The organism is Streptomyces cadmiisoli (genome assembly GCF_003261055.1).
Classification (GTDB): Bacteria; Actinomycetota; Actinomycetes; order Streptomycetales; family Streptomycetaceae; genus Streptomyces; species Streptomyces cadmiisoli.
This window is the reverse complement of the sequence record NZ_CP030073.1, coordinates 8,256,062-8,269,914: the sequence shown is the minus strand read 5'-3', so window position 1 is coordinate 8,269,914 and position 13,853 is coordinate 8,256,062. Positions and strand designations below refer to the sequence as shown.

Here is a 13,853-nt window from a genome sequence, read left to right as displayed (position 1 = left end):
CGCGTCGACGGCCGGCTCATCGGACAGGGTGTCGGCGCGGCCGGCGGACGGGCGGTGTTCTCCCCGTACCGCTCGTCAGACCGCGGCGCGGGCCGCGGCCCCCAGGCGGGTGTAGGCCTGCCGGGGCGTGAGCTCCTCGTGCCGCCCGGCGCAGACGACCACGGCCTCGACGGGTTCGCCGCAGTCGCGGTGGCGAATCTCCAGGGGCGGGCCCTCCGGGTCCGCGGCGTAGCGGTCGCCCCACTGCTTGAGGGCGATCATCGCAGGCCACAGGTCCCATCCCTTGCGCGTGAGCCGGTACTCGTTGCGGGTGCGGCTGCCCGGCTCGCGGTACGGGACGGTGTCCAGGATCCCGGCCGCGACCAGCTTGCGCAGCCGGTCCGCCAGCACCGCCTCGGACACCCCCATGTGACGGCGGAAGTCGTCGAAACGGCGCACGCCGCTCATGGCGTCGCGCAGCACCAGCAGCGACCACTTCTCACCGACGAGGTCGAGGGTCCGCTGCACCGTGCAGTTCTCGGTACTGGTGTCCAGCCAGGTCATACGGCCATCCTAGGCTGGCTTCGCCATTGACAGCCAGAGGTGCGACTGGCTAACTTCGAAAGTCACAGTCAGCGGAAGGAACAGCCATGGCGAGGTCACGCACGTTCGAATGGGGGGACCCCATGGTTTCCGCGGCCGCCGTCGGCCGGGCCAGCGGACTGGAATTCCTCCGCGACGTGCTGGCGGGACGCCTCCCCGCCCCGCCCATCGCCGCGACCCTCGGATTCACCCTGGAACAGGTCGACGCCGGTCACGCGGTCTTCGCTCTGGAGCCGGGTGAGGAGCACTACAACCCCATCGGCAGCGTCCACGGCGGCGTCTACGCCACCCTGCTCGACTCCGCGGCCGGGTGCGCCGTCCAGTCCGTGCTCCCGGCCGGAATGGGCTACACCTCGCTCGACCTGAACCTGAAGTTCCTGCGTCCGATCACCGTCGACACGGGCAAGGTCCGCGCCATCGGCACCGTCCTCAACCACGGCCGGCGCACCGCGCTCGCCCAGGCCGAACTGTTCGACGCCACGGACCGCCTGCTCGCCCACGCCACGAGCAGCTGCATGCTGTTCCCCGTCCCTGGCCGGGAGACGACTCCGCGGTGACCACGCCGGCACGCGCCGGCTGTGCCGCGTCCCGTCACGAGGCGGGACGCGACACGACCGGTGTCACGGTCCCCCGTTCTCGGGCCCGTTCGAGCGTGCCGGTGGTGTACCGGGTCAGTGGGCGCGGGTCGGCAGGCTGACGGTGGAAGGGTGGTCGGGGTCGTGGAACACCTGCTGGGTCGCGGCCTCCAGACGGGTGGCCGTGCGCCGGGGTTCGCCCGTGCCCGGGTTGCGGTTGTACTGCGGGAACGCGCCGCTGGAGATCTGCAGCCGGATGCGGTGGCCGCGGCGGAACAGATAGGCCGTGGGCGCCAGGGTGACGGCGACGCGTGAGAGTTCGTCGGCCCCGGTGACACCGCTGATGCCGTCACAGATGTTCGTCGAGCGGCCTGACGCGTCGACGTCGCAGACGCGCACGAACACATCGGCGTGCGGCAGGCTGGAGCGGAACCAGATGTCCGCGCTGACCTCCCCGATCATCTCGACGTCGTCGGTGAGGATGTCGCTGGTGTAGGTCAGCACGTCGTGGCGGGCTTCATGCGCGGTGTTGTCGACGCGGCCTGCTTTGACGCCGGGCAGCAGACGCAGTCCGCCGACGGCGGGGGTGGGGTCGGCCGGGTCGTAGCGATAGGAGTCCGGCGCCGACTCCGAGGGCGCGTCGAGAGCCAGACGTCCGGCGGGGTGCAGATGGAGTTTTTCCGGCGCGTAGCCCGGCGGGGGCCAGGCGGGCAGATCGCGCCACTGCTCGGCGCCCATGACGAACACGCGCACCGGCGCCCGGTCGTCGGGGACGGTGCCGCGCGCGTGGGCGAGCCCGAACCCCAGGATCTCGTCGAGGATCGGCTTCACGACCGAGGCCGAGTTGTGCGACCACGGACCGATGGTGAGACGGGGCCGGCGGCCCGCGGCCTGAAGCAGGGCGTAGTCACGCAACTGGCCCGGCAGGAACACGTCGTGCCAGCCGGCGATCAGGCTGGCGGGGACGGTCACGTGCGGGACCCGTTCGCTGGCGTCGGTCCCGTACCAGAACGGGGAGTCGGTGTCGTAGACGATGAAGTTCTGAATGATGTCCGACTGACGGCCGAGCAGGGAGTTGTCGGCGTCGCACAGCGGCAGCACCTTTTCGGCCCGGCGCCGCCGGCGAGCACCCAGCAGGAACCTGGCCGTGGCCCAGCGCCGCCGCTGCGCCTCCACGAGCACGCCCCAGCCGAACGCCGATTCCAGCGCGAACGCGTCCTTGCGCAGGAACGCCAGGCCCAGCGCCGATTCGGTCATCGCGGGAATCATCGCCTTGACCTGCGCGGGCAGTTGGTCGGCCATGGCCCACTGCGTGTATCCCAGGTAGCTGGGGCCGCACAGCACCAGCGATCCGTCGAACCACGGCTGCTTGCAGACCCAGTCGACCGTGTCGATCCCGTCGAGCCGCTCATGGCGCAGCGGGTCGAAGGTGCCGCCCGACCCGGACGTGCCCCGCGTGCTCTGCAGCAGCACCTGAAAGCCCCGTTCGGCCAGGGGCCGGACCAGTTGCAGCGCGAACGGCCCCCCGCGTCCGTACGGGCTGCGCAGCAACGCGGTCGGCAGGTCCTCGCCACCGGCGCGCGGCGCCCATCGGTCGGCCAGCAGCACGGTGCCGTCCCGCATCGGGACCTCGAGGTCGCGCTCGACCACCAAGTCCCGGGTCTTCGGCGCCGGCAGTCCCCGCAGCCGCTCGACGAGCAGACTGGTCAGGGGTGGTGTTTTCATTCAGGTTCCTCGGTGTACGTACGTGCTGGGCCGCGATGCGCGCCGCTGAGAACGGACTGGATCCGCACCAGGCGTGCGGCGAATTCCTCGGGATCCAGCCAGGTCGGCCCGTCGACCAGCCATTCGGTCAGCGCCATCGCCATGCCGCCCGTGAAGAAGTCCGCCACCTCGCCGACGATCTGTTCGTCGAGGTCGCCGAAGAGCTGACGGGCACTGGAGACGCTCTGCTGGCGGAACAGGCTGACCACCGTTCTGATCGCGCTGTACGCGCACGATCCGGTCAGCAGGGGGCGATAGAACGATCGGTGCTCGGCGAAGTGGCGGGCCACCGCGAGCGCGGTCGGCGCATCTTCCAGCTCCTGCGGCAGTTGTGTCAGCAGTTCCCGGGTGACGAGGTCCACCGCGGCCGCGATCAGCACGCCGTCACGGTCCCCGAAGTGCAGGTACAGCACCCGCCGGCTCACGTCCGCGGCCTCAGCCAGTTCGGTCGCGGACACCGCGGTCGTGCCGCGCTCGCCGACCAGCCGCACCGCCGCCGACAGCAACGCCGACCGGGACCGCTGAACCCGCCTGTCCCGCACCTCGGGCCCGACCGGTAGATGGAACTCCATATTTCAATCTTGCACGACTGTCACCGAATGCACAAGTGTTACTTATCGGGGGACGGGAGGTGCCGGGTACACCGAGCGGCCTGTGGCGGGGAGTCCGCGGCCCTGCCCTTCGACCGGCCCGACCGGCCCCTGGAAGTCACCGCGGTCCTGGCCTCTCCGGCGGCGCACCGTCGTGGACGCCTGACTGAACGTGCTTGTCCACCAGGGACAGCAGCGCCCGCGCCGCGGGACTGAGCCTGCCGTGGGCGGCGGTGGCGATGCCGGTCTCCCAGAACAACGGCGGGCCGGCGACCCGGAGCACCCGCACGGCCGGATCGCCCACCGGGGCGGCGAAGGCGGGCACCACGGCCACGCCCAGACCGCCGCGGACGTAGGCGGGGGCGGTGACGACGTCCGGCACCTCGATGACGACCCGCCGCTGGAGCCCGGTGGCCGCCATCCGCTCGTCGACGACGATGCGGTTGCCGTAGCCGACGGGCGAATCGATGAAGTCCGCGCCGGCCAGATCGCGCAGGTCCACCTCGGGACGCGGGGCGAGCGGATGGTCGGCAGGGAGCAGGGCGACCATCGGCGTGCTGGTCAGGCGCCGAACGTTCAGACCGGGCAGCGGGCCCGGCAGCGCGAGGAACGCCATGTCCAGGCTTCCTTCCTCCAGCCTCTCCGCGAGCCCCGCCGAGCCGCGGGCGGCGGCCTGGAGCGTGAGGCGGACACCGGGATGCGTCGCGTGGTATTCGGCGAAGAGTGCGGGAAGGTCGACCACGCTGTGCACGGACAGCGTGCCGATGGTCACCGAGCCCTGCAGTCCGCCCTGCGCCCGGGCCACCGCGTCACGCGCCGCCTGCGCCGCCTCCACGGCCCGTCTGGCCTGCGGAATCAAGGCGGCACCCGCCTCGGTGAGCGTGACCTTCTTCGACGTACGGTCGAAAAGCCGCGCGTCGAGGTCGCGCTCCAGCGCCCGGATCGAGGCGGAGACGCCGGACTGCACCACGTGCAGCCGCTGAGCGGCCCGGGTGAAGTTCAACTCCTCGGCCACTGCCAGGAAGTACTCCAGGTGTCGCAGCTCCATGAAAACCATCATCCATCGTGCTGGATACGAGCACGAACAGGTGTTGGACGTGATGGTTGGTCCCGCCCATCGTGGAGGGGAAAGTTGCAACGCATCACCCAGGAGTGTCTCCATGACGGTCACGTCATCCGCCGGACCGGACCGGTCGCAGCCCTCCCACGGCGCGCACCGCCACACACGGGCCGGGAAGGTCGGGCACGGAAAGGCCTTCTGGCTCATCGCCTTCGCCTACATGATCAACCTGGCCCACTCCGCCGTACCCGCGCCTCTGTGGTCCATCTACCAGGAGCAGCACGGTTTCTCGACCTTCACGATCACAGTCGTCTTCGCGTCCTACTCGATAGGCGTGATCATCAGCCTCTTCCTGGTCGGCCATCTGTCCGACTGGCACGGCCGCCGGCGCCTGCTGCTGATCGGAGTGCTGACCGGGGCAGTCTCGGCCCTGATGGCCGTGACCTCCACCGCGCTGCCCGTGCTGATCGTGACGCGTCTGGTCGTCGGCTTCGGCATCGGCATGGTGACCGCGACCGCCACCGCCTATCTGATCGATCTGCACGGAAGGGCCCGGCCGGGCGCTTCACGCACCCGCGCGGACATCGTCGCCACCGTCGCGAACGTCGGCGGGCTGGCCATCGGTGCGCTGGTCGGCGGGCTGCTCGCCGAGTACGTCGCCGGCCCGCTGCGCACCCCGTACCTGCTCTTCCTGGGGCTGCTGCTGGTCAGCGCGATCGGCGTGGTCCTCAGCCCGGAGACGGTCGAGCTCTCGCGGACGCGCCCGCCGTACCGCCCGCAGCGTGTGTCGGTGCCCCACGCGGCCCGCGGCACGTTCTTCGCCGCCTCGGCGGCCACGTTCGCCGCGTTCGGCGCGTTCGGGCTGTTCACCTCGCTGGGCCCCGGTTTCATCGCCGGCACCCTGCACGAGCCCTCCCGCACCCTCGCCGGGCTGGCCGCCTTCATGGTCTTCGGTGCCGCTGCCGTCACCCAGACGAGCCTGCTGGGCGTCGCCCAGCGCAAACTGCTGACCTACGGCTTGCTGCTGATGCCGCTCGGGCTGATCGCCGTCACGGCCGCCGTTTGGCAGGCGGACCTCGCCCTGTTCCTCGGCGCAGGTGTCATCACCGGCGCCGGCGCGGGCCTGCTGTTCAAGGGAAGCGTCAGCACCGTACTCGGACTGGCGGAGCCCGAGTCCCGCAGCGAGACCCTGGCCGGCCTGTTCCTCGCCGCGTACAGCGGGCTGGCCCTGCCCATCCTGGGCATCGGCGTCGCCACCCGGTTCATCTCCGACAAGACGGCGCTGATCGGTTTCACGGCCGTGCTGATCACCCTCTGCGCGGTCGGCACACGTCGTCTGCTGAGCCCGCGCCACACCGCGTCGGCGGCGTTGCCGAGCACACAGGCGCGGTACGAGAGCGCCACCGACATCTGAGCCCCACGGCGCGCGGGGACGGCCGGCCGCTTCTTCGTTCCCACGGCGGACACCCGGCGGCACGCGACGCGTTCACCGTGGGGCGCGTCGCCCCGGTGTCAGGCCCCGAGGCGACGCCGGTCCCCCTCGTCCCACTTACGGGTGTCGCGCGGCTCGACGTACGGCTCCCGGTCCGCGCGATGAACTCCGGCCCCGGCACGCCGACGGACGAGCTCGGCGTCGAACTCCAGCCCCAGGAGAATCGCCAGGTTGGTGATCCACAGCCAGATCAGAAAGATGATCACGCCGGCGAGGGTGCCGTAGGTCTTGTTGTAGGAACCGAAGTTGGCCACGTACAGCGCGAACCCGGCGGAGGCGACCATCCAGATCACGATGGCGAGCAGGCTGCCCGGTGTGATCCAGCGGAAGCCGCGTACCTTGGCGTTCGGGGTCGCCCAGTACAGCAGGGCGATCATGACGGTGACCAGGAGCACCAGCACCGGCCACTTCGCGATCGACCAGGCGGTCAGCCCCGCGTCCCCGATGCCGAGTGCGGTGCCCACCTGCCGTGCGAGAGCTCCCGTGAACACGACGATCACCGCGCTGAACACGGCCATCACCATGAGCACCAGAGTCACGCCGACCCGGACGGGCAGCACTTTCCACACCGGACGGCCCTCGGGTATGTCGTAGACCGCGTTCGCGCTGCGGATGAATGCGGCGACGTAACCGGACGCCGACCAGACCGCGAGCGCCAGCCCCACGATCGCCGCGATCGAGCCGAGGCCTGCGGTGCCCTGCAACTGCTGCACCGCGCTGCGCAGAAAGTCCTGGGCGGGGCCCGGGGCCAGGCGCTGGATGTTGTCCAGCACCTGCTGCGTCGCCGACGGTCCGACGATGCCGAGCAGCGACACGAGCGCGAGCAGCGCGGGGAAGAGGGCCAGGATCCCGTAGTAGGTCAATGCCGCTGCCCGGTCGGTCAGCTCGTCCTTCTTGAACTCCCGGAGGGTGCCCGCGAACACCTCTTTCCAGGAACTCCTGGGCAGCTCCGCCGGGCTGTCCGGGTCCCGCCGCTCCACCTGTTCGCCGGGTCCCTCGGCAGCCGGTGGCCGCTGCGCCGCCTGCGCGCCGGCCCCTTCGGCGTCCGGTGGCCGCTGCACCGCCCGTTCTCCGGGTCCCTCGGCAGCCGGGGACCGCTGATCGTCCGGCGCCGCGGTGGCGGGCCTCCGCACGCTCTCGTCCGCACGGCCGGCCGCGGCGCGCGCGCCATGCCGTCCGTGCCCCTTCAATGTTCGTACCATTCCGTACGGGTATCCGGACCAGCGGCCGCTCATACCCGAAAACGGAACATATCGGGTCTTTCTACTTCGGTGCGCTCCTCAAGGCCCCCGGCCGCCCCTGCCTCACCCGCGTGCCGACGGGAGCGGCACGTCCGGGAGGCCGGTCAACGCGAGTGCGCGGGAATGTTCCGCACTTGCTCCAGCACGTCCCGGTCCTTCGGGCGCGCACCCCGCGAGAACCATTCGGCACCCTGGCCGAGCCACAGACCGCGGTACTCCCTGGTGCCCTCCAGACCAAGCGCCTGGGTGCCCGACTCCCAGCCGCAGCAGTCGCAGATGATGTGGGTCGGCCAGGTGTCCTCGAAGAACTGACTGCCGTCCGTGTAGCCGCAGACACGGCACACGTCCTCGTCCTCGACACTGCGCATGGGACCGTCCTCCGGGGCGGAGGCGCGGCCGGACGCCGTCACCACCGCACCGTCGGAAGTGACGCCGGTACGTCCACCGTGGAGCCGCACATCCCAGCCGGTCGGTTCCAGGTCGCTCCCGTCGAGATCCTCCGTCTCGTCCCGGCTGAAGCCGAGAGCCCGCAGGCGGTCCGACGTGGACCCGCGAAGTGTCAGGCGAATCCCGAAGGCAGCATCTCAGAGGCGCGACGGCAGGGCCCCCGGTCGTGCACGACCACCTCGCCGTGCGGCGCGAGGCCGCACGCAGGTGCTCCGCCGACGCCGCCCTCCGCGCCGACGGCGCTTCGGCCCACAGGGCCGGCCGGACATGCCGACAGGGAGCCAGAGCCATCGCCGCGAACTCCTTCGTGAACACCTGTGCAGAGCCGCGGCAGTTCAAGCCGAACCGCGTGCGAAGCGCTTTCGGATTTCCGGGGCAGGGCGGTCCTCGCCCCGCCCCGGGCCGGTCGTGCCGTTCACGGTCCGTCGCTGTTGCCCGTCACGGCCGGCTCGCCGTGCCGGTCACAGCTGCGCAATGTCGCCCTCGGGCAAGGTCAGGCCCCGCCGGAACCGGCACTCCGCCGTGGCCACGATCGTCTCGCTGACGTCCCGGGGCCTCCAGCCCAGTACCGATCGGGCCTTCTCGTTGCTGATGACGGGGATCCGGCCCTGCAACGTCGCGGCGTCCCGAAGTGCCGGTTCGGTCTTCGCGGCCTCGCGAACCTGCTCGATGGGCAGTTCTGCGGAGGGCAGCAGTCCGGCCGCGGCGGGAAAGTGCTCGCGCAGGATCCGCGCCATGCCGAACAGGCTGATCGACGATCCGCTGACGGCGATGAACCGCTCCCCCGCCGCCTTCGGGTGGACCATGGCGCGCAGATGCAGGTCCACGACGTCGCGTACGTCGACGACACCGAAGTACATGACCGGCACCACGGGCATCCGCCCGGTCAGCATGTTCTCGACCAGGCCGATCGAGCCGGACGGCCGGTCGCCCAGCTGGGGACCGAAGATGCCGGTGGGATTGATCACCGCCAGCTCGATGTCTCCCTGGGCGCGGACATACTCCCAGGCCGCGCGCTCGGCCAGCACCTTCGACTTGTGATAGGCGGGCAGGCCCTCGGTGTCCGGGTCGGTCCAGTCCGCCTCCGAGTAGTTGTTGTCGGGCTTCACGGTGTAGCCGACCGCGGCGTAGGACGACGTCATCACCACGCGTGGCACACCTGCCTCGCGCGCCGCGGCGATGACCCGCAGCGCGCCGTCACGGGCGGGGAGGACGAGTTCGTCCTCCGTCTCGGGCGGCGTGAGCGGAAAGGGTGACGCGTGGTGCAGCACATGACTGACACCGTCCATCGCCTCCGCCCAGCCGGTGCCGGCTCCGAGGTCGGCGACGGCGAACTCCAGCCGGTCGGCCGGCTCGACCTCGGCGTACCGGAGCGCACCCCGTACCTCGGCTTCCTGTCCGGCTCGCCGGACCGTCACCCGGGCCCGGTAGCCCTCACGCAGCAGCCGGGCCACCGAGTGGCTGCCGACGAGCCCGGTGGCGCCTGTGACCAGTACCGTCTCGTGCCTCGCGATGACGTCGGTGGGATCTTCTGTGCTCAACTTGTTCAGTCCTTCAGTGTGCGAATCGTTCCACTACGCGCACGACGTCGTCGATCGCCCGCTCCTCGGCGACGCGGTCCCCGCGGACGCGGGCGTCCCACAGGTCGGCCTTGCCCCGCAGATACGTCAGGCGCAGCTGAAGCTGCTCGATGTCCGCGGCCAGCTTCTCGGCCTGTGCGGAGAACAGGTCCCGCTGCTCGGCCGCCGCGGAGTCGCCTCGAGCGAGCAGGTCCAGATAGCGGCGCATCCCGCTGACCGACATTCCCGCCGAACGCAGGCAGGACAGTGCCTCGACGCGGTCCGCGGTCGCCGGCCCGTATCGGCGGTGACCACTGGACTCGTCCCGGGCGACCTCTCCCAGCAAACCGATCTTCTCGTAGTAACGCAGCGTGGGCTCACTGAAACCCGATCGCCGTGCCATCTCCTGGATGGTCAGATCCCCGGCTTGCTCTCTGGTCGCTCCTGCCATGTGGAGAGCCTCCGATACCTGAAGCGCTTGAAGTCAACCCGGCCACACTCGCGATCTTGGTGCCGCGGACGGACGGGCCGCGGCACGGAGGTCATCCCATCATCCGGCGGGAAGGCGTCCGGGCCGCCGCGCCACCCCGGGGTGAGTGCTGCTCGCGCATGCGCGGGCGGCCGTCGGCGGGTCCGGCCCGGCGGCTCCTCGGCGCCCGTCGAACCGAGCGCCGCGGCGGGGACGCGCGGCCTCGGTGCCGGCCCTACTCCGCGGTCTTGCGGGCGAGCGCGTTGTTCTCGATCGAGTTGTGCACGCTGAAGCTCACGGCGTCCGACCGGTAGCGGTCGTCCGACCACTCCACCGGCCGCCCTTCGTGCGTCGTCGTCACCCGTCGCACCCGCAGCAGCGGGCTGGTACGCCGGATGCCGAGCAGGTCGGCGTCCTGCGCACCGGCGGCGACCGCGTCGATGACGTGCTCGCCGTACGCGAAGACCAGACCCGTCTCCTCGTACAGCCGTTGGGTGACGGACGGACAGTCCGCCTCGATCGATTCCACCGCCGGCGCGATCCAGTCCGCGTACACCGTCCGCTCCAGCAGCACCGGCTCACCGTCCAGCCCGCGCGCTCGCAGTACGTACAACACAGGCGTGCTGACGGGGAGTTGGAGTCGCGTCGAGTCCTCGACGGTGGCCGGCCGGTACTCCTGCTCGACCACCCGGCCGGTCGCCTCACGGCCCATCGCGCGCGCCCACTGGGCGAAGCTGCGCAGCTCCGCGAAGCTCTGGCTGCGGCGGCTGGCGAGGACGACCCGGCGGGCGCCCTGGCGGGAGCCGATCAAGCCCTCCGCGGTCAGGCTCGCGACTGCCTGACGGACGGTGCCGCGTGAGACGGCGTACTGCGCGGCGAGTTCCGTCTCGGAGGGCAGTCGGCTGCCCACGGTGTACTCCTCGCGGTCGATCGCGCGCCGCAGCGCCTCGGCGATCTCCTCGTGTCGCGCCGCCATACCGTCCCTCTGCTCAGTTTGTGTGCACAGCTTGAGCAGCTTAATCGATATCCCCCACCATCCAAGCCATCGCTGTCAGCCGCGATTGTGCAGGCGGCAGGGGTCAACGATTTGGTTCGCGTTCATCTTCAGGTCATTCGAGGCGGGCGTACTGGGGCCGACTTGTTCAGACAAGTTCGCGCCGCAGGCAGTTCTGCGGCGTCTCGTCCCGCAGCACCCACCCACGTGTGCACCCTGGAGAGACCGTGTCCGTGTCCCTGCCGCGATCAGCCGTTCTCGGCGGCTCCCTCGCCGTCGTCGCCGCGCTCGCCCTGAGCGCCTGCGGCGCCGCTCCCGACGACGCGTCCACCACCGCGGACGGCAAGTCCGCCACCACCGCCACCTCCGCCGCCGACTTCGGCGGCATGGACAAGCTGGTCGAAGCCGCCAAGAAGGAGGGAAAGCTCAACGCCATCGCGCTGCCGCGCGACTGGGCCAACTACGGCGCCCTCATCGACGGCTTCCAGAAGAAGTACGGCATCAAGATCGAGGTCGAGAACCCGGACGGCTCCAGCCAGGACGAGATCAACGCCGTCACCTCCCGCAAGGGCCAGGACCGCGCGCCCGACGTCCTCGACCTCGGCTCCTCGTTCGCCATCAGCGCCGCACAGCAGGACCTGCTCGCCCCGTACAAGGTGGAGGCGTACGACGACATCCCCGCGGCGCAGAAGGACGCGCAGGCCCGCTGGTACAACGACTACGGCGGCTACATCTCCATCGGCTGCGACGCGAAGCGCGTCAAGGAGTGCCCGACCACCTTCGAGGACCTCCTCGATCCGCAGTACAAGGGCCAGGTCGCGCTCAACGGCAACCCCACCAAGTCCGGTTCGGCCTTCGGCGGCGTCTACGCGGCCTCCCTGGCCAACGGCGGCTCGTTCGACGACATCCAGCCAGGCCTGGACTTCTTCGCCGAGCTGAAGAAGAACGGCAACTACACCCCCGTCGAGTCCACCCCGGCCACGGTCGAGAAGGGCGAGACGCCGATCAGCATCGACTGGGACTACCTCAACGCCGGCTACGCCGAGCAGTTCAAGTCCAAGGGAGTCGACTGGAAGGTCGCGGTGCCCACCGACGGCCAGTTCTCCCAGTACTACTCGCAGGCCATCAACAAGGACGCCCCGCATCCGGCGGCCGCCCGTCTGTGGCAGGAGTACCTCTACAGCGCCGAGGGCCAGAACCTGTGGCTCAAGGGATACGCGCGGCCCGCGCTGATGCCGGCCATGGAGCGGGCCGGCACCCTCGACAAGACCGCCGCCGCGTTGCTGCCCGAGGTCTCCGGCACCCCCGCCTTCCCGAGCGAGGAGCAGCAGAACAAGGCCAAGACCGTGCTCGCCGAGGGCTGGGCGAAGGCCGTATCCGGATGACCGCCGCGCTCACGCGGGCGGACGCGGCGCCCGTCGCTTCCTCGAAGCGGCGGCGCCGCGCCCCCGGATGGCTCGCCGTCCTCCCGCTGCTCGTCTTCACCGCGGTCGCCTTCGGCCTGCCGGCCGTCGCCATACTGAACGGCGCCTTCACCGTCAAGGATCCGGCGAGCGGCACGACGTCCTACACCACCGAGAACCTGACGACGTCACTCCAGGGTGCCTACCTCACGGCGCTCCTCGGCAGCGTCAAGCTGTCGGCCGTCTCGGCCGCCCTCGGGGCACTGCTCGGCCTGCCGCTCGCCCAGGCCGTGGTGACCTCCCGGTTCCCCGCGCTGCGCGAGGCCGTGCTCACCGCGTCCGGGGTGCTCGCCAACTTCGGCGGCGTCCCGCTCGCCTTCGCGTTCGTCGCCACACTCGGCAACGCCGGTGTGCTCACCCGGCACCTGGGCCTCGCGGACACCGGCTGGGACCTGTACAGCTTCTGGGGACTGGTCCTCGTCTACCTGTACTTCCTGATCCCGCTGATGGTGCTCACCATCACCCCGGCCCTGGACGGACTGCGCACCCAGTGGCGTGAGGCCGCGCAGAACAACGGCGCGACCGCCGTGCAGTACTGGCGGCACGTGGCCCTGCCCGTACTGCTGCCCTCGCTGCTGGGCGGCCTGGTGCTGCTGTTCGGCAGCGCGTTCGCCGCCTACGCCACGGCGGCGGCCATGGTGGGCAGTTCCGTCCCGCTGGTCACCCTCCAGATCGCCGACGCGATCTCGGGCAATGTGCTGGTCGGGCAGGAGAACGTGGCACTCGCCCTCAGCCTCGACATGGTCCTCGTCGCCGGCCTCGTCATGGCCGTGTACCTGCCCCTGCAACGCCGGAGTGCCCGATGGCTCGCCTGAACCTGTGGCGGTGGGGCGTGCTCGGCCTCGCCGGACTGTACTTCCTAGTCCCGATGGCGGCGTCCGTCGTCTTCACGGTGGACGTGCCCGGGCAGGGCATCACCTTCGACGCCTACACACGGATCTTCTCCACCGACGGCTTCGTCTCCAGCCTGCTCCTCTCGCTGGGCCTCGCCGCCGCCACCATCGCGATCGTCCTGCTGCTGATGGTGCCCGCCATGGTCGCGCTGCGGCTCGGCGCGCCCCGGCTGCGGCCCGTCGTCGAGGTGGTCTGCTCGCTGCCGCTGGTGGTGCCGCCCATCGCGTTCGTGGCGGGCATCGGGACCGTGCTGAAGTGGGGACCCGAGCACCTGTCGCGCACCCCGCTGTTCCAGACGTTCGTCGCGATCCAGAACCCGGACTTCCCGTTCGTGCTCGTGCCGGCGTACGTCGTGATGGCGCTGCCCTTCGTGTACCGCGCCCTGGACGCCGGGCTGCGCGCCGTCGACGTGCCCACCCTCGTCGAGGCCGCGCGCTCCTGCGGGGCGGGCTGGCCGCAGGCACTGGTCCGGGCCGTGCTGCCGAATCTGCGCGGCGCGCTGCTCAACGCCTCGTTCCTCACCCTCGCCCTGGTGCTCGGCGAGTTCACGGTGGCACAGCTGCTGGGCTTCCAGCCCTTCGCGGTGTGGATCGTGAACGTCAGCGGCTCCCAGGCCCAGCTCTCCGTCGCCGTGTCCGTGCTCAGCCTGCTCGTGACATGGGTCCTGCTTCTCGCGCTCGCCGGTGCCGGCGGACGCACCCGTACCGCATCCCGGGGATGAAC

General features: G+C 70.7%; 14 protein-coding genes. 5 read left to right on the top strand and 9 right to left on the bottom strand.

The window, feature by feature from the left end:
- Positions 1 to 75 precede the first annotated feature (75 nt).
- Positions 76 to 543 carry a winged helix-turn-helix transcriptional regulator gene (locus DN051_RS36365; RefSeq protein WP_112440952.1) on the bottom strand — a complete coding sequence of 156 codons (468 nt, stop codon included), beginning with the start codon at positions 541 to 543 and terminating at the stop codon, positions 76 to 78.
- 86 nt (positions 544 to 629) lie between these two features.
- On the opposite strand from DN051_RS36365, the gene DN051_RS36360 reads away from it, so the two are divergent.
- Positions 630 to 1,139: a PaaI family thioesterase gene (locus DN051_RS36360; RefSeq protein ID WP_053755971.1), complete on the top strand. Its 510-nt coding sequence runs from the start codon at positions 630 to 632 to the stop codon at positions 1,137 to 1,139.
- 114 nt (positions 1,140 to 1,253) lie between these two features.
- Here DN051_RS36360 and DN051_RS36355 read toward each other — a convergent pair whose 3' ends face one another.
- From DN051_RS36355 to DN051_RS36345, 3 genes are all read right to left on the bottom strand, one after another.
- Positions 1,254 to 2,882 (bottom strand): CocE/NonD family hydrolase, encoded by a 1,629-nt coding sequence (locus DN051_RS36355; RefSeq protein ID WP_112440951.1) that lies wholly within the window; start codon positions 2,880 to 2,882, stop codon positions 1,254 to 1,256.
- Positions 2,879 to 3,493 carry a TetR/AcrR family transcriptional regulator gene (locus DN051_RS36350; RefSeq protein ID WP_112440949.1) on the bottom strand — a complete coding sequence of 205 codons (615 nt, stop codon included), beginning with the start codon at positions 3,491 to 3,493 and terminating at the stop codon, positions 2,879 to 2,881. The genes DN051_RS36355 and DN051_RS36350 overlap by 4 nt, the downstream gene beginning before the upstream one ends.
- Positions 3,494 to 3,629: 136 nt before the next feature.
- Positions 3,630 to 4,559, bottom strand: coding sequence for a LysR family transcriptional regulator (locus DN051_RS36345; RefSeq protein ID WP_112440947.1), 930 nt, complete (start codon positions 4,557 to 4,559; stop codon positions 3,630 to 3,632).
- 112 nt (positions 4,560 to 4,671) lie between these two features.
- Between DN051_RS36345 and DN051_RS36340 the strand changes: the two genes are divergently transcribed.
- Entirely contained in the window at positions 4,672 to 5,985 is a 1,314-nt protein-coding gene (locus DN051_RS36340) for an MFS transporter (RefSeq protein WP_112440945.1), read from the top strand.
- 98 nt (positions 5,986 to 6,083) lie between these two features.
- On the opposite strand, the gene DN051_RS36335 is transcribed toward DN051_RS36340, so the two are convergent.
- The 5 genes from DN051_RS36335 to DN051_RS36315 form a co-directional block, all read right to left on the bottom strand.
- Entirely contained in the window at positions 6,084 to 7,265 is a 1,182-nt protein-coding gene (locus tag DN051_RS36335) for a YihY/virulence factor BrkB family protein (protein WP_381281980.1), read from the bottom strand.
- Between the two features lie 143 nt (positions 7,266 to 7,408).
- The gene (locus tag DN051_RS36330) at positions 7,409 to 7,672 is read right to left on the bottom strand and encodes a hypothetical protein (protein WP_112442691.1); all 264 of its coding nucleotides are present in this window, start codon (positions 7,670 to 7,672) and stop codon (positions 7,409 to 7,411) included.
- 540 nt (positions 7,673 to 8,212) lie between these two features.
- Positions 8,213 to 9,292 (bottom strand): NAD-dependent epimerase/dehydratase family protein, encoded by a 1,080-nt coding sequence (locus tag DN051_RS36325; RefSeq protein ID WP_246040714.1) that lies wholly within the window; start codon positions 9,290 to 9,292, stop codon positions 8,213 to 8,215.
- 13 nt (positions 9,293 to 9,305) lie between these two features.
- Positions 9,306 to 9,761 (bottom strand): MerR family transcriptional regulator, encoded by a 456-nt coding sequence (locus tag DN051_RS36320; RefSeq protein ID WP_112440943.1) that lies wholly within the window; start codon positions 9,759 to 9,761, stop codon positions 9,306 to 9,308.
- Positions 9,762 to 10,014: 253 nt separating this feature from the next.
- Positions 10,015 to 10,755: a GntR family transcriptional regulator gene (locus DN051_RS36315; RefSeq protein WP_112440941.1), complete on the bottom strand. Its 741-nt coding sequence runs from the start codon at positions 10,753 to 10,755 to the stop codon at positions 10,015 to 10,017.
- Between the two features lie 245 nt (positions 10,756 to 11,000).
- Here DN051_RS36315 and DN051_RS36310 point away from each other — a divergent pair, with 245 nt between their 5' ends.
- Genes DN051_RS36310 through DN051_RS36300 form a run of 3 tightly spaced genes read left to right on the top strand, consistent with a single transcriptional unit; the run spans position 11,001 to position 13,851 of the window.
- Positions 11,001 to 12,158 carry an ABC transporter substrate-binding protein gene (locus tag DN051_RS36310; RefSeq protein WP_112440939.1) on the top strand — a complete coding sequence of 386 codons (1,158 nt, stop codon included), beginning with the start codon at positions 11,001 to 11,003 and terminating at the stop codon, positions 12,156 to 12,158.
- Positions 12,155 to 13,051 carry an ABC transporter permease gene (locus tag DN051_RS36305; RefSeq protein ID WP_112440937.1) on the top strand — a complete coding sequence of 299 codons (897 nt, stop codon included), beginning with the start codon at positions 12,155 to 12,157 and terminating at the stop codon, positions 13,049 to 13,051. The genes DN051_RS36310 and DN051_RS36305 overlap by 4 nt, the downstream gene beginning before the upstream one ends.
- The gene (locus DN051_RS36300; protein ID WP_112440935.1) at positions 13,039 to 13,851 is read left to right on the top strand and encodes an ABC transporter permease; all 813 of its coding nucleotides are present in this window, start codon (positions 13,039 to 13,041) and stop codon (positions 13,849 to 13,851) included. Before DN051_RS36305 ends, DN051_RS36300 begins: the two co-directional genes overlap by 13 nt.
- Positions 13,852 to 13,853 lie beyond the last annotated feature (2 nt).

Coding starts and splice junctions, on each gene's coding strand:
- DN051_RS36300 (WP_112440935.1), top strand. CDS start 13,039: ATGGCTCGCCTGAACCTGTGGCGGTGGGGCGTGCTCGGCCTCGCCGGA.
- DN051_RS36305 (WP_112440937.1), top strand. CDS start 12,155: ATGACCGCCGCGCTCACGCGGGCGGACGCGGCGCCCGTCGCTTCCTCG.
- DN051_RS36315 (WP_112440941.1), bottom strand. CDS start 10,755: ATGGCGGCGCGACACGAGGAGATCGCCGAGGCGCTGCGGCGCGCGATC.
- DN051_RS36345 (WP_112440947.1), bottom strand. CDS start 4,559: ATGGAGCTGCGACACCTGGAGTACTTCCTGGCAGTGGCCGAGGAGTTG.
- DN051_RS36360 (WP_053755971.1), top strand. CDS start 630: ATGGCGAGGTCACGCACGTTCGAATGGGGGGACCCCATGGTTTCCGCG.
- DN051_RS36355 (WP_112440951.1), bottom strand. CDS start 2,882: ATGAAAACACCACCCCTGACCAGTCTGCTCGTCGAGCGGCTGCGGGGA.
- DN051_RS36365 (WP_112440952.1), bottom strand. CDS start 543: ATGACCTGGCTGGACACCAGTACCGAGAACTGCACGGTGCAGCGGACC.
- DN051_RS36340 (WP_112440945.1), top strand. CDS start 4,672: ATGACGGTCACGTCATCCGCCGGACCGGACCGGTCGCAGCCCTCCCAC.
- DN051_RS36330 (WP_112442691.1), bottom strand. CDS start 7,672: ATGCGCAGTGTCGAGGACGAGGACGTGTGCCGTGTCTGCGGCTACACG.
- DN051_RS36350 (WP_112440949.1), bottom strand. CDS start 3,493: ATGGAGTTCCATCTACCGGTCGGGCCCGAGGTGCGGGACAGGCGGGTT.
- DN051_RS36335 (WP_381281980.1), bottom strand. CDS start 7,265: ATGGTACGAACATTGAAGGGGCACGGACGGCATGGCGCGCGCGCCGCG.
- DN051_RS36320 (WP_112440943.1), bottom strand. CDS start 9,761: ATGGCAGGAGCGACCAGAGAGCAAGCCGGGGATCTGACCATCCAGGAG.